Origin of the sequence: Pseudomonas sp. JL2 (genome assembly GCF_031570495.1) — a bacterium.
In the GTDB taxonomy this organism is placed as follows: Bacteria; Pseudomonadota; Gammaproteobacteria; order Pseudomonadales; family Pseudomonadaceae; genus Aquipseudomonas; species Aquipseudomonas rhizophila.
Genome location: NZ_JAKUDH010000008.1, coordinates 185,244 through 204,427 on the forward strand (window position 1 = coordinate 185,244; position 19,184 = coordinate 204,427).

Sequence of the window (19,184 nt, forward strand, 5' to 3'; positions counted from 1 at the left end):
TCCTGCGTGCCATCTGCCCGCGGTGTGGGCCGCACGCCTCTCGATGGTCTGAAAAAGATGCTGGATAATAAAGCATGACCCGCTTGACGGCTAGCGCCGTCGGAGACCCTTGCAATGCCTGACCAAGATGTACGCCTGCAACACCTGAAAGTTTGGCTCGATGAGCAGCTGCCGATCCTTTTTGTTCAGCAGGGCTGGGGCGCCGTACCCCCGGCCACGTTGACTACGGCCAGCAGCGACGCGAGTTTCCGCCGTTATTTCCGCTGGGAAGGCGAGGGCCGCAGTTTGATCGTGATGGATGCGCCACCGCCCCAGGAAAACTGCAAACCCTTCGTGGACATTGCTTTTTTGCTGGCTAAATCCGGCATCAACGTGCCAAAAATTTATGCCGAAGACCTTGAACGCGGTTTTCTTTTGCTCAATGACCTGGGCAATCAGACGTATCTGGATGTGATCAACGGCGACAATGCCGACCCATTATTCCGTGACGCCCTCCAGGCCCTGCTGGCTTTCCAGCAACTGCCGATGGTCGCGCCACTGCCCAGCTACGACGTCGCTTTGCTGCGCCGGGAGCTGGAGCTGTTTCCTGAGTGGTACGTCAAGCATGAGCTGGGTATCGAATTCGATGCTGCTCAACAAGCGCTCTGGCAGCAGGCCAGCGACCTGCTGATCAACAGCGCGCTGGCTCAGCCCAAAGTGCTGGTTCATCGCGACTACATGCCGCGCAACCTGATGCTCAGCGAACCGAACCCCGGCGTACTGGACTTTCAGGATGCGGTCTACGGCCCGGTGACCTATGACGTCACGTGTCTGTTCAAGGATGCCTTTCTCAGTTGGCCCGAGGAGCGCGTGCGTGGCTGGCTCGAGGATTACTGGCAGCAGGCCGGTGCGCTTGGCATCCCGGTCCAGCCGGACTTCGAGGATTTCCTGCGGGCCAGCGACCTGATGGGCGTGCAGCGCCATCTCAAGGTCATCGGGATTTTCGCGCGTATTTGCCACCGCGACGGCAAGCCGCGCTATCTGGGCGATGTGCCGCGCTTCTTTGCCTATATAGAAGCGGTCATTGCCCGTCGCCCTGAACTGGCGGAACTGGATCAGTTGCTCTCCAGCCTGCGTCAGTCGGCCGGAGCGACGGCATGAAAGCGATGATCCTGGCGGCGGGTAAAGGGGAGCGGATGCGGCCCTTGACCCTCACCACGCCCAAGCCGCTGGTTCGTGCCGGCGGCGTTCCCTTGATCGAATACCATCTGCGTGCCTTGGTTCGGGCCGGGTTCAAGGACATCGTGATCAATCACGCCTGGCTCGGTCAGCAAATCGAAGATTATCTGGGGGACGGTTCACGCTTTGGCGTGAGCATTCATTTCTCGCCCGAAGGTGAGCCGCTGGAAACCGGCGGTGGCATTTTCCGCGCCCTGCCGTTGTTGGGCGACGAGGCGTTCCTGGTGGTCAACGGCGACATCTGGACCGATTACGATTTCAGCGCCTTGCGCCGACCTCTGGACGGCTTGGCGCACCTGGTACTGGTGGATAATCCCGAACACCATCCGGGCGGCGATTTCCTCCTGGCCGACGGACAGATTCATGATGGCGGGGCGGCTGCCGACAAACTGACCTACAGCGGCATTGCCGTCTTGCATCCGCGGTTGTTCGAGGGTTGCCTGGACGGCGCGTTCAAACTCGCACCGCTGCTACGCAAGGCCATGGCCGAGGGCCAGGTCAGCGGCGAGCATCTGAAGGGACACTGGGTGGATGTGGGGACTCATGAACGTTTGGCGCAGGTTGAAACCTTGATAGAAGCGAGCCGTTGATATGTGGTGGCCAGGGACTCTGATTGGAGCCGGGGCGGGCTTTGCCATAGCCAGCATTCCGGGGGCCATGCTGGGAGCGTTATTAGGACAGGCGCTGGATCGGCGACTTAATCTGCAAGGCTGGGCGCAGCTGCGCGAGCGTTTGGGTGGCCGTCCGGCATTGCGCAACGATGAGTTGCTGTTTGTATTGCTGGGCCGGCTGGCCAAGAGCGATGGACGAGTGGTGGATGGGCACATCCAGCAGGCGCGTCAGGAGATGCGCGCGCTGGACCTGAGCGAGCCAGCGCAACGCCGGGCCGTCGCCGCATTCAACCGGGGCAAAACCGGAAACGACCATTTGCGCGGTTATTTGCGTCGCCTTGCGACCCAGCCCCATGCGGCTGAGGGTGTGCTGCGCGCCTGCTGGCGGATGGTCTGGGCCGACGGTCGCGCGGGCATAGCCGAGCGTGAGTTGCTTGCTCAGTGGGGCAAATGGCTGGGGTGGACGCCGCAACAGGTCCAGGCACTGGCGGCGGATTACGAACCACACAAACAGTCGTTGCCCAACAGCGGCGCGACCTATCAGGAGGCGTTACGCTTGCTGGGAGTTTCGGCCACCAGCGAGCCGTCGCAGATCAAGCGGGCTTATCGCCGTCTGCTCAGTCGTCACCACCCGGACAAGATTGCCGGCAGTGGGGCGACGCCGTTGCAAGTGCGTGACGCCACCGACAAGACCCGGGAGTTGCACAACGCCTATCGGTTGATCCGCGAGCGCCGGGACTTTCGCTAGAAGGGGATCACCACGGTGGCTGGCTTGGGGGCTTGTCTAAGCCTCACTCCCCCGGCTTCTGCGGGTTCAACCAACCCCGTACCCGACGAAACAGCTGTTCTTGCTGCGCCGATGAGTTGGGCACCGCTTTGAGTGACACCTGACTGAAGCTCGACCCTTTAAGACGCTTACTGGCCTGTAAACGCTCCAGCGCTGCATTGCGATCCTGCGGTTTGTCCATGTAGAACATATCGGCGGTGGCCAGCTTCAAGGTGGGGGTCAGTTCGGCCAGGGCGGGCTTGACTGCGAGCGGGGTCTGGGCGGCGACCATCACGAAACGCTCGATCTGCGAGGGCTGTTTTTCATTCAGGTAACGTGCCGCCCAATAGGCGCCGGTGCCGTGGCCCAGCAGAACAATACTGCGGGCGCCCTGCTGTTCGGCGTAGGCCAGTGCCGCATCGATGCGGGCATAGATACGTTCGGCATCGGCCAGGAGGTGTTCCTCGCTGGTTTGGGCAACGACCGGATCCACAGCGTCAGCCTCGCCGCCCGCCACTTGTTCAATCGGTGCTGCGGTCGTGGCGTCCGGTGCCGCGCCAGCCACGTCGGCCGGTTTGGTCTCGGGCGGTGTTTCCACCACGCGCGGTGCGATGACGTCGCTTTGCAGGTCCGGCAGGGTGATACTCAGGCTGCTCCACTCGATATCCGGTAACTTTTTGCGCATCGGGCCGATCACTTGAGGCCAGTCAGCGGTTTCGCCGGCGCCGGGGACTATGATGACCGCACCCTTGGGTTCGCTGGTGTTGGCTGGTTTCCAGAGAGCCAGGAAGGTGTCGCTGCCGGTTTGTAGCTGTTGTTGCTCCTGGACCGGGATCTCCCGTTCAAGTGCTGTCGCTTCTTCTTCGCTGCGCTCGAGCAAAGGCGGACGTTCGACCGGTTTTTCCTCGGTGGCTTGATCCGCCGCCGCGGGGGCCGGTTCTTCAGCCTGTACAGAAAAGGCACTCGGCAGGATCAGCGACAGGCACAATGCTGGCAATGCCAGGCGATAAACAAAGGGCATCGGATATTCCATGACCAGAAGTATTTCCGGCAGCCTAATGGGTTGGTCAGTATTTGTCAGTGCATGAGACTTCGATGATGCGTTTTTGCTGCCTGTGGGTTATCGGCTGTTTATGGCTTCCCTTGATGGCGTGGGCCGCGCCCGCACCGTCGTTGACTGGGGTGCAACTAGACGCGGGCCAGCGACAATGGCTGCTCCAGCATCCGCAACTGCGCGTCGGCCTCGTGTTGCAGGCGCCCTATGCGCAATATGACCGGCGCTTGCAGCGTCTGTCCGGCACCAATGTCGAGCTGATGCAGTGGTTGGGCAAGGCGTTGAATGTCGAACTGACCTGGCGCAATTTCCAGGACGTGGCGCAGTTGGAAGCCGCGTTGCGCTCCGGTGAGGTGGATATTGCCCCAGGGCTGACCCAGACCCCGGCCGGGCTGCGACTCTGGCGGTTTTCCGACCCCTACATGCGCGTGCCGCAATTGATCGTGGGCCAGAAGAAGGGCGCCGAAGGGGTCGAGCTGGAAAAGCTCGATGCTCAAGTGCGGGTGGCGGTGCGCATGCCCAGTACCACGGCCGATTATTTGCGTAGCAACTACCCGACGTTGAATCTTCAAGGCGTACCGTTGGAGCGTCAGGCGCTGCAACTGTTGTTGAGCCAGCAGGCCGGTTACGCGGTGGTCGATGAGGCGCAGTTGGGGCGACTGATGGTCGAGCCTGAGTTCTCCGGGCTGGTGGTCGTAGGCGATATCGGCCTGCCGCAACTGTTGCGCGTCGCCACTCGCCGGGATTGGCCTGAGTTGGCCGACATCATCGAGAGCGGTTTGCAGGCGATCCCGGCCAAGGAACTTGAGCAACTGCACAGTCGCTGGCTCAAGCCCAAATATCCGCGGCTGACCGACACCCCAGGTTTCTGGCAAAACCTGACCCTATTGCTGCTGGCCCTGCTCTTGAGCTGCGTGGCGATCGTGTTTTGGCAGCGCCGCGAGCAAAGGGCGCTGGAGCGGCGCCTGCGCAATGCGCGAAATGATATCGCCCAGCGGGCCGCCAGCGAGGAAGCCCTGCGCCTGACGCAATTTTCCATCGACCAAAGCACTGTCGGCATTCTCTGGGTCAATTGGGATAGCCATGTACGGTATGCCAACCGCGCCGCCGAAATCATGCTGGGCTATGCGCCGGGCGCGATCATTGAACGCCCCTTGATCGACTTCGAACCGGGCCTGCACATGGATCGCTGGCTGAACCTGTGGAAACGCGCCCGGGCCAGCGAGGAGGGGCCACAGAGTTTCGAAACCGAATGCGTGCGGGCCGATGGAAGTATCCTCCCGGCCGATGTTTCCTTGAGCTTCCTGCGTTTTCGCGATGCCGAATACCTGGTGGTCTACATAAACGACGTCACCGAGCGCCGTCGCGCGCTGGCGGCGCTGCGCGAGAGCGAGGCGCGCTTGCAGGGGATCGCTGCCAACGTCCCGGGCCTGGTCTTTCGCCTGGAGCGGGCGCCGGTAACCGGGCAGATCGACTTTGCCTACATCAGTGAGGGTAGCGAAAGCCTCGTGGGGTATTCGCCCGCGACCCTGGCCCGTAGCGACACCGGCCTGCGCAGCCTCGTACACCCCCAGGACAAGGCCAGTTATCACCGCACTCAGGATCAGGCGCTGGACAGCGACAGCGACTGGTCGTGGCAGGGGCGCATCCTGACCCGCGAAGGCCGGGAGCGCTGGGCCGAGATCAAGGCCATTACCCGTCGTCTCGAAGACGGCGCTTACGTGTGGGACGGTATCGTCTGGGACATCACCGAAAGCAAGCGCATCGAACTGGAGCTGGCCAGCTCCAGGGAGCAGCTGCGCGAATTGTCGGCGCACCTGGAGAGCGTGCGGGAAGAGGAAAAGGCGCGCATAGCTCGGGAGGTCCACGACGAGTTGGGGCAAATGTTGACCGTCTTGAAGCTGGAAACGTCCATGTGTGAACTGGCCTATGCGCAGCTCGACCCGGGCCTGCAAGAGCGGCTCAACAGCATGAAGCGCCTGATTGCCCAGTTGTTCCAGTTGGTGCGGGACGTGGCGACGGCATTGCGACCTCCGATCCTTGATGCGGGCATCGCCTCGGCCATCGAATGGCAGGCGCGGCGTTTCGAGGCGCGCACGCAGATCCCATGCCTGGTGCAGGTGCCGGACAATCTTCCGCCCTTGAGCGACGCCAAGGCCATCGGTCTGTTTCGAATTCTCCAGGAAGCGCTGACCAATGTGATGCGCCATGCTCAGGCGCATACTGTAGAACTGACGCTGGTGCAGGAAGACGACCAGCTTTGTCTGACGGTGAGCGACGACGGTGTAGGATTCGTTCCCGCCACGGGTCGGCCGACCTCCTTTGGTCTGGTCGGCATGCGGGAGCGGGTGTTGATCATGGGCGGGCAGTTATCGTTGGAAAGTGAGCCAGGGGAGGGGACGACCCTGGCGGTGCGGGTACCGGTGAATGAGGCCTGATGATTTTTGTTTGGCTTGGCTTGGCTGACGCTATCGCGAGCAGGCTCGCTCCCACATTGATTGAGATGCACACACGCACAACCCTGTGGGAGCGAGCCTGCTCGCGATGAGATTCTGAATCTGGAGAAAAACGTGATCCGTGTACTGGTAGCCGAAGACCACACCATCGTGCGCGAAGGCATCAAGCAGTTGATCGGCCTGGCGAAGGACCTGGTGGTCGTGGGGGAGGCGAGCAATGGCGAGCAATTGCTGGAGACCCTGCGGCATGTGCCCTGCGAAGTGGTGCTGTTGGATATCTCCATGCCTGGCGTCAATGGTCTGGAGGCGATCCCGCGGATCCGAGCGTTGAACAATCCGCCGGCCATCCTGGTGTTGTCGATGCACGACGAGGCGCAAATGGCGGCGCGCGCGCTGAAGGTCGGCGCCGCCGGCTACGCGACCAAGGACAGCGACCCGGCCTTGCTGCTCATGGCGATTCGCAAGGTCGCGGCCGGCGGACGTTACATCGACCCGGAACTGGCCGACCGCATGGTTTTCGAAGTGGGCCTGACCGACAGCCGACCGCTGCACTCGCTGCTGTCCGAGCGCGAATTCTCGGTCTTCGAGCGCCTGGCCCAAGGGGCCAACGTCAATGACATCGCCCAACAATTGGCCCTGAGCAGCAAAACCATCAGCACTCACAAAGCGCGGCTGATGCAGAAACTCAACATCACTTCCTTGGCGGAACTGGTGAAGTATGCGATGGAGCATAAGTTGCTCTAAGCCCACCACAATCCCCTGTGGGAGCGAGCCTGCTCGCGATAGCATTGGACCATTCAGCATCTTAGTTGACTGACACACCGCCATCGCGAGCAGGCTCGCTCCCACAGGGGCAGTGTGTCGGCATATCCATTTGCGACACGCCCCAACACCGCTTTTGTCCCTGCTTGCAGCTTGCAGCTCATAACTCACGACTGTCCTTATCCAATCCCGCCATCCTTGTAGGGAAATCCCTACACCGACTCTTCCATCCGGCTGAGGCGATTCTCTCCTGCGCCCCGATTTGCGCAGGCCCCAGGCTCCACTAGGCTTGATTCACAAGCAGTCATCAATACAAAAGGTGCGGGTATGAGCCAGGTCGATTCAAGCGCGGGGGCCAGTGATGTGCTGGTCAGCTTTCGTGGTGTGCAAAAGAGCTACGACGGCGAGAACCTGATCGTCAAGGACCTCAACCTGGACATTCGCAAAGGCGAATTCCTGACTCTGCTCGGGCCGTCCGGTTCCGGCAAAACCACCAGCCTGATGATGCTCGCCGGGTTTGAAACACCCACTGCCGGTGAGATCCAGCTGGCCGGACGCTCCATCAACAACGTGCCGCCCCACAAGCGTGACATCGGCATGGTGTTCCAGAACTACGCTTTGTTCCCGCACATGACCGTTGCCGAGAACCTGGCCTTCCCGCTGACCGTGCGCGGCTTGAACAAAAGCGACGTGAGTGATCGGGTCAAGCGCGTCTTGAGCATGGTCCAGCTGGACACGTTTGCCCAACGCTACCCTGCGCAGTTGTCCGGCGGCCAGCAACAGCGCGTGGCCCTGGCCCGGGCGCTGGTGTTCGAACCGCAACTGGTGCTGATGGACGAACCCCTTGGCGCCCTGGACAAACAACTGCGTGAACACATGCAGATGGAGATCAAGCATCTGCATCAGCGCCTCGGTGTCACCGTGGTCTATGTGACTCACGACCAGGGCGAAGCCTTGACCATGTCCGACCGGGTAGCGGTGTTCCATCAAGGCGAAATCCAGCAGATTGCCCCGCCACGCACCCTCTACGAAGAGCCAAAGAACACCTTCGTCGCCAATTTCATCGGCGAGAACAACCGTCTCAACGGCCGCCTGCACAGCCAGACCGGCGATCGTTGCCTGGTGGAGCTGGGGCGTGGTGAAAAGGTCGAGGCCCTGGCGGTGAACGTCGGCAAACCCGGCGAGCCGGTGACCCTGTCGATCCGCCCGGAACGGGTGAGCCTCAACGGCGCAAGCGAACAATGTGTCAACCGCTTCTCAGGGAGGGTGGCGGAATTCATCTATCTGGGCGACCACGTCCGGGTTCGCCTGGAGGTCTGTGGCAAGAATGACTTCTTCGTGAAACAACCGATTGCCGAACTCGATCCCGGGCTCGCTGTTGGGGACGTGGTTCCGCTTGGCTGGCAAGTCGAGCATGTGCGTGCGCTCGATCCCCTTCTAGAGGCGAATTGATCGCCCCCTGCTGTACCAACACCAACCCTGCACGTGGAGAGAACAATAAATGTTGAGATCCCTGAAGTTCACAGCCCTGACCCTGGGCATGATGGGTGCGGCAAGCGCGATGGCGGCGGGCCCGGACCTGACTGTGGTGTCTTTCGGTGGGGCGAACAAGGCGGCTCAGGCCAAAGCCTTCTACGCGCCGTGGGAAGCAGCCGGCAACGGCAAGATCATCGCTGGCGAATACAACGGTGAAATGGCCAAGGTCAAGGCCATGGTCGACACCAAGAGCGTTTCGTGGGACTTGGTGGAAGTCGAGTCCCCGGAGCTGTCCCGTGGTTGTGACGAAGACATGTTCGAGCAACTGGACCCGGCTCTGTTCGGCAAGGCCGAAGACTACGTCAAGGGCGCCATCCAGCCTTGCGGCGTGGGCTTCTTCGTGTGGTCCACCGTGCTGGCCTACAACGCCGACAAACTGAAAACCGCACCGACCAGTTGGGCGGATTTCTGGGACACCAAGCAATTCCCAGGCAAGCGTGGCCTGCGTAAAGGCGCCAAGTACACCCTGGAATTTGCCTTGATGGCCGACGGCGTCGCGCCGAAAGACGTGTACAAAGTGCTGGCCGGCAAAGATGGCCAGGATCGTGCCTTCAAGAAGCTCGACGAACTCAAGCCGAACATCCAGTGGTGGGAGGCCGGCGCCCAGCCGCCGCAGTACCTGGCTTCCGGTGACGTGGTCATGAGCTCGGCCTACAACGGTCGGATCGCCGCGGTGCAGAAGGAAAGCAACCTGAAAGTGGTGTGGAACGGCGGCATCTACGACTTCGACGCATGGGCAATTCCACGCGGTCTGGACAAGACCCGCGCCGAAGCTGCGAAGAAATTCATCGCTTTCTCGGTGGCACCGCAGCAGCAAAAGATCTACTCGGAAAACATCGCCTACGGCCCGGCCAATACCCAGGCTGTACCGCTGTTGTCCAAGGATGTCTTGAAAGACATGCCGACCACCCCGGAAAACATCGCCAACCAGGTGCAGATCGACGTCAGCTTCTGGGCTGACAACGGTGAGCAACTGGAGCAGCGCTTCAACTCCTGGGCGGCGAAGTAACCGCTGACAGAGATCGTTCCCACGCTCCGCGTGGGAATGCCGCCCAGGACGCTTCGCGCCCTTTGTGACGCAGTGCGTCATTGGATGCATTCCCACGCGGAGCGTGGGAACGATCCCCTCAGAGGCCAACGTTTCAAAAGAACAGAAGCGGCACGCCGCTTCTGTAACGATCAAAAAGATTTGCGGAGTTCGCCATGGCCATCGCCGTTCCACTGAACGCGGGCACCAGCCCCACCCTGAAGCAACGGCTCAAGCGCGCCGAGCGGGTCAACCGCTGGAAGGCCCAGGCCTTGATCGCGCCGCTGGTGTTGTTTCTGTTGCTGGTGTTCCTGGTGCCAATCGTGGCGCTGCTGTTCAAAAGCGTCAGCAACCCGGAAGTGGTCAACGGCATGCCGCGCACTGTCGCCGCGGTCGCTGCCTGGGACGGACGTGGGTTGCCAGGCGAGCCGGTATACAAAGCCGCCAGCGAAGACCTGGCCGAAGCGCGCAAGAATCAGACCTTGGGCGATTTGTCCAAGCGCCTGAACATGGAACTGGCCGGCTATCGCAGCCTGCTGACCAAGACCGCCCGTGCGCTGCCGTTCGCCACCGAGCCGGTTTCCTATAAAGAAGCGATGGAGAGCCTCGACGAACGCTGGGGGGATCCGGCGTATTGGCAGGTGATCCGCCGCAACACCAGTGATGTCACCCCGTATTACCTGCTGGCGGCCGTCGATCATCGCATCGATGATCTTGGCGAACTGGCCCCGGCCACCCCCGACCAGGCGATCTACCTGGATATTTTTGCCCGTACGTTCTGGATGGGCCTGGTGATTACCGCGATCTGCCTGGTGCTGGCCTATCCGTTGGCCTACCTGCTGGCGAACCTGCCGTCGCGCCAAAGCAACCTGCTGATGATTTTGGTGCTGTTGCCGTTCTGGACGTCGATCCTGGTGCGGGTGGCGGCGTGGATCGTGCTGCTGCAATCGGGCGGGCTGATCAACAGTGGCCTGATGGCCATGGGCATTATCGATAAGCCTCTGGAGTTGGTGTTCAACCGCGCCGGTGTCTACATCTCCATGGTCCATATCCTGCTGCCGTTCATGATCCTGCCGATTTACAGCGTGATGAAAGGCATCTCTCCGACTTACATGCGTGCGGCGATTTCCCTGGGCTGCCATCCGTTCGCCAGCTTCTGGCGCGTGTATTTCCCGCAGACCTATGCCGGTGTCGGCGCCGGTTGCCTGTTGGTGTTCATCCTCGCCATCGGCTACTACATCACTCCGGCGTTGCTGGGCAGCCCGAGCGATCAGATGGTCAGCTATTTTGTCGCGTTCTACACCAACACCAGCATCAACTGGGGTATGGCCACGGCGCTCGGCGGGTTGTTGTTGCTGGCAACCGTCGTGCTGTATCTGATTTACAACTGGCTGGTGGGCGCCAGTCGCCTGCGCCTGAGCTGAGGGGAGATTGAAATGCTGAGTCCTTACATGTCCCCCGTCGAGCGGGTGTGGTTCTACAGCTTGCGCATATTCTGCGGGCTGATCCTGTTGTTCCTAATCCTGCCGGTGCTGGTGATCATTCCATTGTCGTTCAACTCCGGCAGCTTCCTGGTGTACCCGTTGCAAGGCTTTTCGTTGCAGTGGTACCACGATTTCTTCGCTTCGGCGGAGTGGATGCGAGCGCTGAGGAACAGCGTCATCGTCGCCCCGGCGGCGACGGTACTGGCGATGGTCTTCGGTACCCTGGCGGCGATTGGCCTGACCCGTGGTGATTTCCCAGGCAAGGCGCTGGTGATGGCCCTGGTGATCTCGCCGATGGTGGTGCCGGTGGTGATCATCGGGGTGGCCAGTTACCTGTTCTTCGCGCCGCTGGGGATGGGCAACAGTTTCTTCTCGCTGATCGTGGTCCATGCCGTGCTGGGCGTGCCGTTCGTCATCATCACGGTGTCGGCGACTCTGCAGGGCTTTAACTACAATCTGGTTCGGGCCGCCGCCAGCCTTGGGGCTTCGCCGTTGACGGCGTTTCGTCGAGTGACCTTGCCGTTGATCGCCCCGGGCGTGATCTCCGGCGCACTGTTCGCCTTCGCGACCTCGTTCGATGAAGTGGTGGTGACGCTGTTCCTGGCCGGTCCCGAGCAGGCAACTCTGCCAAGGCAGATGTTCAGCGGTATCCGCGAGAACCTCAGCCCCACCATCGCCGCCGCCGCGACGCTGCTGATCGCCTTTTCGGTGATCCTGTTGCTGACTCTGGAGTGGTTGCGTGGGCGTAGCGAGAAGCTGCGTACTGCGCAGGTCTGACGGTCAGTATTGTACCCTGTGGGAGCGAGCCTGCTCGCGATAGCGGAGTGTCAGTCGATAAAAATGTCGAATGTTCTACCGCCATCGCGAGCAGGCTCGCTCCCACAGGGGATTTGCGGTGTATTCATGGGCTGAATGGAAGACAACCTTAAATACCGAGCTATCCTTGTGCCAGCCCATACGCGAATAAGAGGCCGCGCACATGAGTCTTTCCTCATTCAAGATCGCCCACAAACTGATCACCGGTGCCGCTGCCATCGAGCAACTGGCGGCCGAGCTGACGCGGCTGGATGTCGATAACCCGCTGATCGTCACCGACGCTGCGCTGGTCAAGTCCGGCACCGTGGAGCTGGCGCTGCAGCATCTGGGCGGGCGCGACTACGAAATTTTCGATCGGGTCATGCCGGACCCGGAAATCGCCATCGTTGAAGACTGCATGCAGGCCTACCGTGACGGCGGCCATGATGGCTTGATCGGCCTGGGCGGCGGCAGTGCCATCGACATTGCCAAATGCGTGGGGGTCTACGCCGGTTACCACGGCGAGCTGCAGGATATGTTCGGGGTCGATCAGGTCCCGCGCAAAGGCGCGCCCATGATCGCCATCCCCACCACGGCCGGGACCGGCTCTGAAGTCACCAACGTGGCCATCCTCTCCGACAAAGCCGCGCAACTCAAGAAAGGTATCGTCAGCGATTATCTGCTGCCGGACGTGGCGCTGGTCAGCCCGCAGATGACCCTTACCTGCCCCCGGAGCGTGACCGCCGCCAGTGGCGTCGATGCACTGGTGCATGCCATCGAGTCCTACCTGTCGCTCAATGCCTCGCCGATCACCGATGCCTTGGCTATCGGCGCAATAAAACTGATCACCCGCGCCTTGCCCAAGGCCTACGCCAACCCCGCTCATTTGCAAGCTCGCGAAGACATGGCCACTGCAAGCCTGATGGCCGGCATGGCGTTCGGCAATGCTGGGGTCGGGGCGGTGCATGCGCTGGCGTATCCGCTGGGGGGGCGCTTTCACGTGTCCCATGGTGTGGCAAACGCCTTGTTGCTGCCGTATGTCATGGCGTGGAACAAGATGGCTTGCGTCGAGCGCATGCGCGACATTGCCGAAGCCATGGGCATAAAGACCGCGCACCTGAGTGACCTTGAAGCCGCTGATGAAGCCGTGGAGGCCATGGTTGCGCTGTGTGCTGCCGTGGAAATCCCCCAGGGCCTGAGCAGCCTTGGGGTGACGGACGAAGTGATACCGTCCATGGCGGTGGAAGCAGCCGGGATCGAGCGACTGATGCGCAATAACCCACGCAAACTGAGCGCCAGCGATATCGAGAAGATCTACCGCGCGGCGTATTGATCGTCTGCCACGGTGGGCGCGCCAAATCTTGAGGTATACAATGCGCGCCATCGTGATTTCGCTCAAAACAGGTGCGTCATGCAGCCCTTCGCTATTGCTCCGTCGATTCTCTCCGCCGACTTCGCCCGCCTGGGCGAGGAAGTGGACAACGTTCTGGCCGCCGGCGCCGACATCGTGCACTTCGATGTCATGGACAACCATTACGTACCCAACCTGACCATCGGCCCGATGGTCTGCGCAGCGCTGCGCAAGTACGGCGTCACGGCGCCGATCGACGCGCACCTGATGGTCAGCCCGGTGGATCGCATCGTCGGCGACTTCATCGAGGCCGGTGCCACCTACATCACCTTCCACCCCGAAGCCACCCAGCACATCGACCGCTCCCTGCAGTTGATTCGCGAAGGCGGATGCAAGGCCGGCCTGGTGTTCAACCCGGCCACGCCCCTGGACGTGCTCAAGTACGTGATGGACAAGGTCGACATGATCCTGCTGATGAGCGTCAACCCCGGCTTCGGCGGGCAGAAGTTCATTCCTGGCACACTCGACAAGCTGCGTGAAGCCCGCGCGCTGATCAAGGCATCGGGCCGTGATATCCGCCTGGAGATCGACGGTGGCGTGAACGTCAATAACATCCGCGAAATCGCAGAGGCCGGTGCCGACACCTTTGTCGCAGGCTCGGCCATTTTCAATGCGCCGGACTACAAAGAGGTCATTGAAAAGATGCGTGCCGAACTGGCCCTGGCCCGTCTATGAGCGGCTTTGAGCAGCTGTTCCCCGGCAGCCTGCCGCGTCTGGTGATGTTCGACCTCGACGGCACGCTGGTCGACTCGGTGCCGGACCTGGCGGCGGCCGTGGACAACATGCTGCTCAAGCTCGGTCGCCCGGCCGCCGGAATTGACGCCGTGCGCCACTGGGTCGGCAACGGTGCGCCCATGCTGGTGCGGCGGGCCCTGGCCAACCATATCGATGCCCAGGGCGTCGATGACGCCGAGGCCGAGCGGGCGCTGGAGTTGTTCAACGAAGCCTATGAAGGCAATCACGAACTGACGGTCGTCTACCCCGGTGTGCGTTCCACCCTCAAGTGGCTGCACAAGCAAGGCGTTGAAATGGCCCTGATCACCAACAAGCCGGAGCGCTTTGTCGCGCCGCTGCTGGATCAGATGAAAATCGGTCGTTATTTTCGCTGGATCATCGGTGGCGATACCCTGCCACAGAAAAAACCTGACCCGGCCGCGCTGTTTTTCGTGATGAAAATGGCCAACATCCCGGCCTCTCAATCGCTGTTCGTCGGCGACTCGCGCAGCGATGTGTTGGCGGCGAAAGCCGCCGGGGTCAAATGTGTGGCGCTGAGCTACGGCTACAACCATGGCCGGCCGATCGCCGAGGAGTTTCCCGCGCTGGTGATCGACGATTTGCGCCTGTTAATTCCCGGTTGCCTGGACCCGGCCGCTGAGATAACGTTGCCCGACGCTGTTCAATCCTCTTCTGGAAACGCCATCGTGGTGGTCACTCGCAAACTCTGGATGAAAGTCATGAAGGCCCTGGCCCGCTGGCGTTGGCGCGCCTGACCTGATCCTGGCCGGTTATCCGGCGCGTTTGCATACCTGACTGTCAGCTCCTCCTGCCACGAGGCACACCATGATCCGCGAAGAATTCCTGCGTCTAGCCGCTGCCGGCTATAACCGTATCCCGCTTGCCTGCGAAACCCTGGCCGACTTCGACACGCCGCTGTCGATCTACCTCAAGCTGGCCGATGAGCCCAACTCATACCTGCTCGAATCGGTGCAGGGCGGTGAGAAATGGGGCCGTTATTCCATCATCGGCCTGCCGTGCCGCACGGTGCTGCGGGTCCATGACCATCGTGTCAGCGTGACCCATGACGGCGTCGAGATCGAAAGCCTGGAGGTCGAAGATCCGCTGGCCTTCGTCGAAACCTTCAAGGCTCGCTACAACGTGCCTACCATCCCCGGCCTGCCGCGGTTCAACGGTGGCCTGGTGGGTTATTTCGGCTACGACTGCGTACGCTATGTGGAAAAGCGTCTGGGCACCTGCCCGAACCCGGACCCGCTGGGCGTGCCGGACATTTTGCTGATGGTCTCTGACGCAGTGGTCGTCTTCGATAACCTCGCCGGCAAGATGCACGCGATTGTCCTGGCCGATCCGTCCCGGGAAGACGCCTACGAGCAAGGTCAGAAAAGTCTTCAGGCGCTGTTGGAAAAACTCCGGCAGCCGATCACGCCGCGTCCTGGCCTGGATTTCAGCAAACAGTCGGCGGCCGACCCGGTGTTCCGTTCCAGTTTCACTCAGAACGATTACGAAAGGGCCGTCGATACCATCAAGGAATACATCCTGGCTGGCGACTGCATGCAAGTGGTGCCGTCGCAACGGATGTCCATCGACTTCAAGGCTGCGCCCATCGACCTGTACCGGGCGCTGCGCTGTTTCAATCCGACGCCTTACATGTACTTCTTCAACTTCGGTGACTTCCACGTTGTAGGCAGTTCACCCGAAGTGCTGGTGCGGGTCGAAGACAACCTGATCACTGTGCGGCCTATCGCTGGCACCCGCCCTCGTGGGGCCACGGAGGAAGCCGACCGGGCGCTGGAAGAGGACCTGCTGTCGGATGACAAGGAAATCGCCGAGCACCTGATGCTGATCGACCTGGGCCGCAATGACACCGGGCGCGTCTCGGAAGTCGGTTCGGTGAAGCTCACCGAAAAGATGGTCATCGAGCGTTATTCCAACGTGATGCACATCGTCTCCAACGTCACGGGCCAGTTGAAGGCCGGGCTGACGGCGATGGACGCCCTGCGGGCCATCCTGCCGGCAGGAACGTTGTCTGGCGCCCCGAAAATCCGCGCCATGGAAATCATCGACGAACTGGAACCGGTCAAGCGTGGGGTGTACGGCGGGGCCGTGGGCTATTTTGCCTGGAACGGCAACATGGACACTGCCATTGCCATCCGCACCGCCGTCATCAAGGACGGTGAGCTGCACGTGCAGGCCGGCGGCGGGATCGTGGCCGACTCGGTGCCGGTGCTGGAGTGGGAAGAAACCCTGAACAAGCGCCGGGCAATGTTCCGTGCCGTGGCGCTGGCCGAGCAGACCCCAAGCGACTGAATGGAAGCTGATCAACTGTGGGAGCGAGCCTGCTCGCGAGGCGATGCATGTGTCGAACATGCCGGCCTCATCGCGAGCAGGCTCGCTCCCACACAGGGTTATCTCGATCAGAAATCCAGACTGACCCCGACATTCACGCCCTGCTGGGTAAAGTCATCGTCCTTGCGCAGCGTATAACCGCCCCGCAGGGCCAGATCGTTGGTCAACTTGTGGCTGACCCCCAGGCTCAGGCGATTCAAATGGCTCTGCGGCGTATAGCCTTCAAGCGTGAAATCATTGGCCGGCAGACTGTTGAGGGCGATGTTCACCTTTTGGGTGTCGTCTTCGTACTCGCGTTCGTGGGCATATTCCCCATACACCTGGGTCTGACGGGTGAAGTTGTATTTGCCTTGCAAGCCAATGCCCAAGCGTTTCGAGTCCCGGGTCTGGTCATCGAAAGTCAGGGCGGTGGAGCGGCTGCTCTTTTCTGAATACCCGTCGACTTCCACCTTCGCATAATCGGCGCTGATAAACGGTGACAGGTGCCACTGACTGCCCGGCTGGGCAATGTCGTAGCCCAGGCGCGTGCTGAATGCCCACAGGTGACCGTCGGTGTCACCTTTCTCTTGCGCCTGGCTGACGCCCAGGTCGAACTTGCGCTCCAGGTTGTCGTAGTCGAGCTTGCCGCCGGTCAACGCGGCATCGGCCCACCAGCGGTTCTGCTGGAACTGGGCGAAAGCGGTGGCCAGGTAGCTGTTGAGTTTGTAGTCCGAATCGGCGCTGCCTGCCTCCATGTCCTGGCGGTAGAAACCGGCGGCTACACCCACGCGCCAAGCCTCGTTGAGACGATAGCTGCCACCCACGTTCAGGCTGTAGCCGCTGCCGTCGGCGCTGGCGCCACTGTTTTGGCTGTCGATGTCCAGGTGCTGGCCGCCGCCTGCGACGATCGCCCGCCATTGGCCGACGGCTTGCCAGTTCTCCCAGTCCGATTGCCACTGGCTGCGTAATTCATCCTGGTGGGCGCGCAGGGTCGAGTGGGCCATTTCCGGCAGCAATGTCAGCTCCCATGGCGCCGCGAGCAGGGAAAAGGCGTAATCGGCGATCAGTTGCTGTCCGGTCTCGGTGGGGTGGACCGAGTCGTTATAGATCAGCTTGGTGGGGTCTGGCGTCGCGCTGTTGATGCCATAGGTGGGGTTCTCCGTGCAGCCGTTGCCGCTGAAGCAGGTGGCGGTGAGGTTCTCGCCGGTGGCGAGGCCGAATCGTGCTGGATCGGCGAAACTTTCCTGCAGCAGTAGCGGAACGTTCAGTGGAATGATTTCGGCATCAATGCCTTGCAGCCGCGTGACCAGTTGCTGGTTGAACTGGTTGCTGAGCTGCGAAACGGCGTCTTGCAAAGGCGTGCCATTGAGCGCAGGGGTCAGGCCCAGGTCGGGCAGCAGCCAGACCATCACATAACGGGCTCCGGCGGTTTGCAGCACCTGGACACTGTCGGCCAGGCGGTCCGCGGCGGCGTTCGCCTGGGCGGGGGTCAGTACCAGGCCCTGGAGGAAGTCGTTACCGCCCCCGGAAAGGTAGTACAGCGCGTTCGGGTCGGCACGCAAGCCGTTGGACAGCAGGTATCCGTCACGGCTGCGTTCGCCAGTGTCGGAAACGCCGGTAATCGACTCGAGGATCTGGTCGGTGCGATACCCGCCCACGGCCCAGTTGTTGCCATCGGCCTGGCCTTCGCTGGCACGAACCGCCGAGGTGGATGCCGCGGTTTCATCATCGGAAAAGCCCAACCGTCCGCCCAGCAGTTGGGTGGAATTGAGGGAATAGGATTCGCCGCTGCCGTCGAGATAGAGCGGGCCGGTGCGGTTGGTAAAGCGTTGCGTGGCCCCGGACGGACCGTCCGGGTCGGCAAACTGGCCGGCATCGTTGAGGCTGTCGCCAAACACGATGAATCTGGAGTAGGGATTGGGCGCGGCGCTCGCCTGGGCGCAGGCCATTGCCAGCAGACAGCCGGCCATTGGTACGAATAACGTTTTTCTTAGCATGAGAAAGTCCGTTTTTATCTTATTGTTGTTAGAAAACGAAACGACAGTACCAAAAACTTCCGGCGTTTTGCCATCCATCAGGTTCGTCGCGATTGTTTCAAAGCCCTTCGGGGGTCGTCATATTGCGTGCACCGTCCAGCTAAGCTACTGTGCCGGAACGTATGAACGAGACTTCCCCTGTGTCGATTGTCAGCAAACTTCTGGATCAATTGATCAAGGCACACGCCCGTTGGCGTTGGCGCGCCTGAACGTTCTCTGCCGGCTTGGCCGGACCTGTACCGATTTGCCTTCTTTACCCGCTTGAAAGTCGCTTCGCTGGCTCATCACACGCCTCGCCAAGCGCAACACCGCGCGGGTCACTCTCCGAAGGCTGTATTTCAAGTCAGTGAATTCAATAGGTTGCTTACGCCATGTTGCTGATGATCGATAACTACGACTCTTTTACCTACAACGTTGTGCAGTACCTGGGCGAGTTGGGCTCCGAGGTCAAGGTCGTGCGCAACGACGAACTGACCATCGCCGAAATCGAAGCCCTCAAGCCCGAGCGCATCGTGGTCTCTCCCGGTCCTTGCACGCCGACCGAAGCGGGCATTTCCATCGAAGCCATCAAGTATTTCGCCGGCAAGCTGCCGATCCTGGGTGTCTGCCTGGGGCACCAGTCGATCGGCCAAGCCTTTGGCGGCGACGTGGTGCGCGCCCGGCAAGTCATGCACGGTAAGACTAGCCCGGTATTTCACGAGAACAAGGGCGTGTTCGAAGGTCTGAATCTTCCGCTGACCGTCACCCGCTACCACTCCCTGATCGTCAAGCGCCAAACCCTGCCAGATTGTCTGGAACTGACCGCCTGGACTCAGCTCGAGGACGGCTCTGTGGATGAAATCATGGGGCTTCGTCACAAAACGTTGAATATCGAAGGCGTGCAATTTCACCCCGAGTCTATTCTCACCGAACAGGGTCACGAGCTGTTCGCCAACTTCCTCAAACAAACCGGCGGCACGCGCTAAGGA

At 61.1% G+C, this 19,184-nt stretch carries 16 protein-coding genes; 14 read left to right on the top strand and 2 right to left on the bottom strand.

The window, feature by feature from the left end; all coding sequences use genetic code 11:
* The first annotated feature begins 114 nt into the window (after window positions 1–114).
* Genes MKS85_RS13405 through MKS85_RS13415 form a run of 3 tightly spaced genes read left to right on the top strand, consistent with a single transcriptional unit; the run spans window position 115 to window position 2,577 of the window.
* Entirely contained in the window at window positions 115–1,140 is a 1,026-nt protein-coding gene (locus MKS85_RS13405) for an aminoglycoside phosphotransferase family protein (protein ID WP_139049030.1), read from the top strand.
* Window positions 1,137–1,808: an N-acetylmuramate alpha-1-phosphate uridylyltransferase MurU gene (gene murU / locus MKS85_RS13410; protein ID WP_047228067.1), complete on the top strand. Its 672-nt coding sequence runs from the start codon at window positions 1,137–1,139 to the stop codon at window positions 1,806–1,808. The genes MKS85_RS13405 and murU overlap by 4 nt, the downstream gene beginning before the upstream one ends.
* Before the next feature lies 1 nt (window position 1,809).
* Window positions 1,810–2,577: a TerB family tellurite resistance protein gene (locus MKS85_RS13415; RefSeq protein WP_047228066.1), complete on the top strand. Its 768-nt coding sequence runs from the start codon at window positions 1,810–1,812 to the stop codon at window positions 2,575–2,577.
* Window positions 2,578–2,620: 43 nt separating this feature from the next.
* Here MKS85_RS13415 and MKS85_RS13420 read toward each other — a convergent pair whose 3' ends face one another.
* Entirely contained in the window at window positions 2,621–3,616 is a 996-nt protein-coding gene (locus tag MKS85_RS13420; RefSeq protein WP_139049031.1) for an alpha/beta hydrolase family protein, read from the bottom strand.
* A 74-nt stretch (window positions 3,617–3,690) separates the two neighbouring features.
* On the opposite strand from MKS85_RS13420, the gene MKS85_RS13425 reads away from it, so the two are divergent.
* The 10 genes from MKS85_RS13425 (at window position 3,691) to trpE (ending at window position 16,162) form a co-directional block, all read left to right on the top strand.
* Window positions 3,691–6,087 carry a PAS domain S-box protein gene (locus MKS85_RS13425; protein ID WP_139049032.1) on the top strand — a complete coding sequence of 799 codons (2,397 nt, stop codon included), beginning with the start codon at window positions 3,691–3,693 and terminating at the stop codon, window positions 6,085–6,087.
* A gap of 132 nt (window positions 6,088–6,219) precedes the next feature.
* On the top strand, window positions 6,220–6,849 hold the full coding sequence (locus tag MKS85_RS13430; protein ID WP_076383435.1) for a response regulator transcription factor: 630 nt from the start codon (window positions 6,220–6,222) through the stop codon (window positions 6,847–6,849).
* Between the two features lie 345 nt (window positions 6,850–7,194).
* The gene (locus MKS85_RS13435; RefSeq protein WP_139049033.1) at window positions 7,195–8,319 is read left to right on the top strand and encodes an ABC transporter ATP-binding protein; all 1,125 of its coding nucleotides are present in this window, start codon (window positions 7,195–7,197) and stop codon (window positions 8,317–8,319) included.
* Between the two features lie 49 nt (window positions 8,320–8,368).
* The gene (locus tag MKS85_RS13440; RefSeq protein ID WP_047228061.1) at window positions 8,369–9,412 is read left to right on the top strand and encodes an ABC transporter substrate-binding protein; all 1,044 of its coding nucleotides are present in this window, start codon (window positions 8,369–8,371) and stop codon (window positions 9,410–9,412) included.
* Window positions 9,413–9,606: 194 nt separating this feature from the next.
* Window positions 9,607–10,854: an ABC transporter permease gene (locus tag MKS85_RS13445; protein WP_047228060.1), complete on the top strand. Its 1,248-nt coding sequence runs from the start codon at window positions 9,607–9,609 to the stop codon at window positions 10,852–10,854.
* Between the two features lie 12 nt (window positions 10,855–10,866).
* Window positions 10,867–11,691, top strand: coding sequence for an ABC transporter permease (locus MKS85_RS13450; protein ID WP_047228059.1), 825 nt, complete (start codon window positions 10,867–10,869; stop codon window positions 11,689–11,691).
* A 202-nt stretch (window positions 11,692–11,893) separates the two neighbouring features.
* A complete protein-coding gene (locus MKS85_RS13455) occupies window positions 11,894–13,042 on the top strand; it encodes an iron-containing alcohol dehydrogenase (RefSeq protein WP_047228058.1) in 1,149 nt (382 codons plus the stop codon).
* A 78-nt stretch (window positions 13,043–13,120) separates the two neighbouring features.
* On the top strand, window positions 13,121–13,795 hold the full coding sequence (rpe, locus tag MKS85_RS13460; RefSeq protein WP_047228057.1) for a ribulose-phosphate 3-epimerase: 675 nt from the start codon (window positions 13,121–13,123) through the stop codon (window positions 13,793–13,795).
* The gene (locus MKS85_RS13465) at window positions 13,792–14,610 is read left to right on the top strand and encodes a phosphoglycolate phosphatase (RefSeq protein WP_047228056.1); all 819 of its coding nucleotides are present in this window, start codon (window positions 13,792–13,794) and stop codon (window positions 14,608–14,610) included. The genes rpe and MKS85_RS13465 overlap by 4 nt, the downstream gene beginning before the upstream one ends.
* A 70-nt stretch (window positions 14,611–14,680) precedes the next feature.
* Window positions 14,681–16,162, top strand: coding sequence for an anthranilate synthase component I (gene trpE, locus MKS85_RS13470; protein WP_047228055.1), 1,482 nt, complete (start codon window positions 14,681–14,683; stop codon window positions 16,160–16,162).
* A 107-nt stretch (window positions 16,163–16,269) separates the two neighbouring features.
* Here the strand turns inward: trpE and estP are convergent, their stop codons facing one another.
* Window positions 16,270–18,177 carry an esterase EstP gene (estP, locus tag MKS85_RS13475; protein ID WP_188251801.1) on the bottom strand — a complete coding sequence of 636 codons (1,908 nt, stop codon included), beginning with the start codon at window positions 18,175–18,177 and terminating at the stop codon, window positions 16,270–16,272.
* Window positions 18,178–18,587: 410 nt separating this feature from the next.
* Between estP and MKS85_RS13480 the strand changes: the two genes are divergently transcribed.
* The gene (locus tag MKS85_RS13480; protein WP_047228053.1) at window positions 18,588–19,181 is read left to right on the top strand and encodes an aminodeoxychorismate/anthranilate synthase component II; all 594 of its coding nucleotides are present in this window, start codon (window positions 18,588–18,590) and stop codon (window positions 19,179–19,181) included.
* Window positions 19,182–19,184 lie beyond the last annotated feature (3 nt).

Bases quoted from the DNA above. Each gene is read 5' to 3' on its own strand.
- MKS85_RS13405 (WP_139049030.1), top strand. From the start codon at position 115: ATGCCTGACCAAGATGTACGCCTGCAACACCTGAAAGTTTGGCTCGAT.
- murU (WP_047228067.1), top strand. From the start codon at position 1,137: ATGAAAGCGATGATCCTGGCGGCGGGTAAAGGGGAGCGGATGCGGCCC.
- MKS85_RS13415 (WP_047228066.1), top strand. From the start codon at position 1,810: ATGTGGTGGCCAGGGACTCTGATTGGAGCCGGGGCGGGCTTTGCCATA.
- MKS85_RS13420 (WP_139049031.1), bottom strand. From the start codon at position 3,616: ATGCCCTTTGTTTATCGCCTGGCATTGCCAGCATTGTGCCTGTCGCTG.
- MKS85_RS13425 (WP_139049032.1), top strand. From the start codon at position 3,691: ATGATGCGTTTTTGCTGCCTGTGGGTTATCGGCTGTTTATGGCTTCCC.
- MKS85_RS13435 (WP_139049033.1), top strand. From the start codon at position 7,195: ATGAGCCAGGTCGATTCAAGCGCGGGGGCCAGTGATGTGCTGGTCAGC.
- MKS85_RS13440 (WP_047228061.1), top strand. From the start codon at position 8,369: ATGTTGAGATCCCTGAAGTTCACAGCCCTGACCCTGGGCATGATGGGT.
- MKS85_RS13445 (WP_047228060.1), top strand. From the start codon at position 9,607: ATGGCCATCGCCGTTCCACTGAACGCGGGCACCAGCCCCACCCTGAAG.
- MKS85_RS13450 (WP_047228059.1), top strand. From the start codon at position 10,867: ATGCTGAGTCCTTACATGTCCCCCGTCGAGCGGGTGTGGTTCTACAGC.
- MKS85_RS13455 (WP_047228058.1), top strand. From the start codon at position 11,894: ATGAGTCTTTCCTCATTCAAGATCGCCCACAAACTGATCACCGGTGCC.
- rpe (WP_047228057.1), top strand. From the start codon at position 13,121: ATGCAGCCCTTCGCTATTGCTCCGTCGATTCTCTCCGCCGACTTCGCC.
- MKS85_RS13465 (WP_047228056.1), top strand. From the start codon at position 13,792: ATGAGCGGCTTTGAGCAGCTGTTCCCCGGCAGCCTGCCGCGTCTGGTG.
- trpE (WP_047228055.1), top strand. From the start codon at position 14,681: ATGATCCGCGAAGAATTCCTGCGTCTAGCCGCTGCCGGCTATAACCGT.
- estP (WP_188251801.1), bottom strand. From the start codon at position 18,177: ATGCTAAGAAAAACGTTATTCGTACCAATGGCCGGCTGTCTGCTGGCA.
- MKS85_RS13480 (WP_047228053.1), top strand. From the start codon at position 18,588: ATGTTGCTGATGATCGATAACTACGACTCTTTTACCTACAACGTTGTG.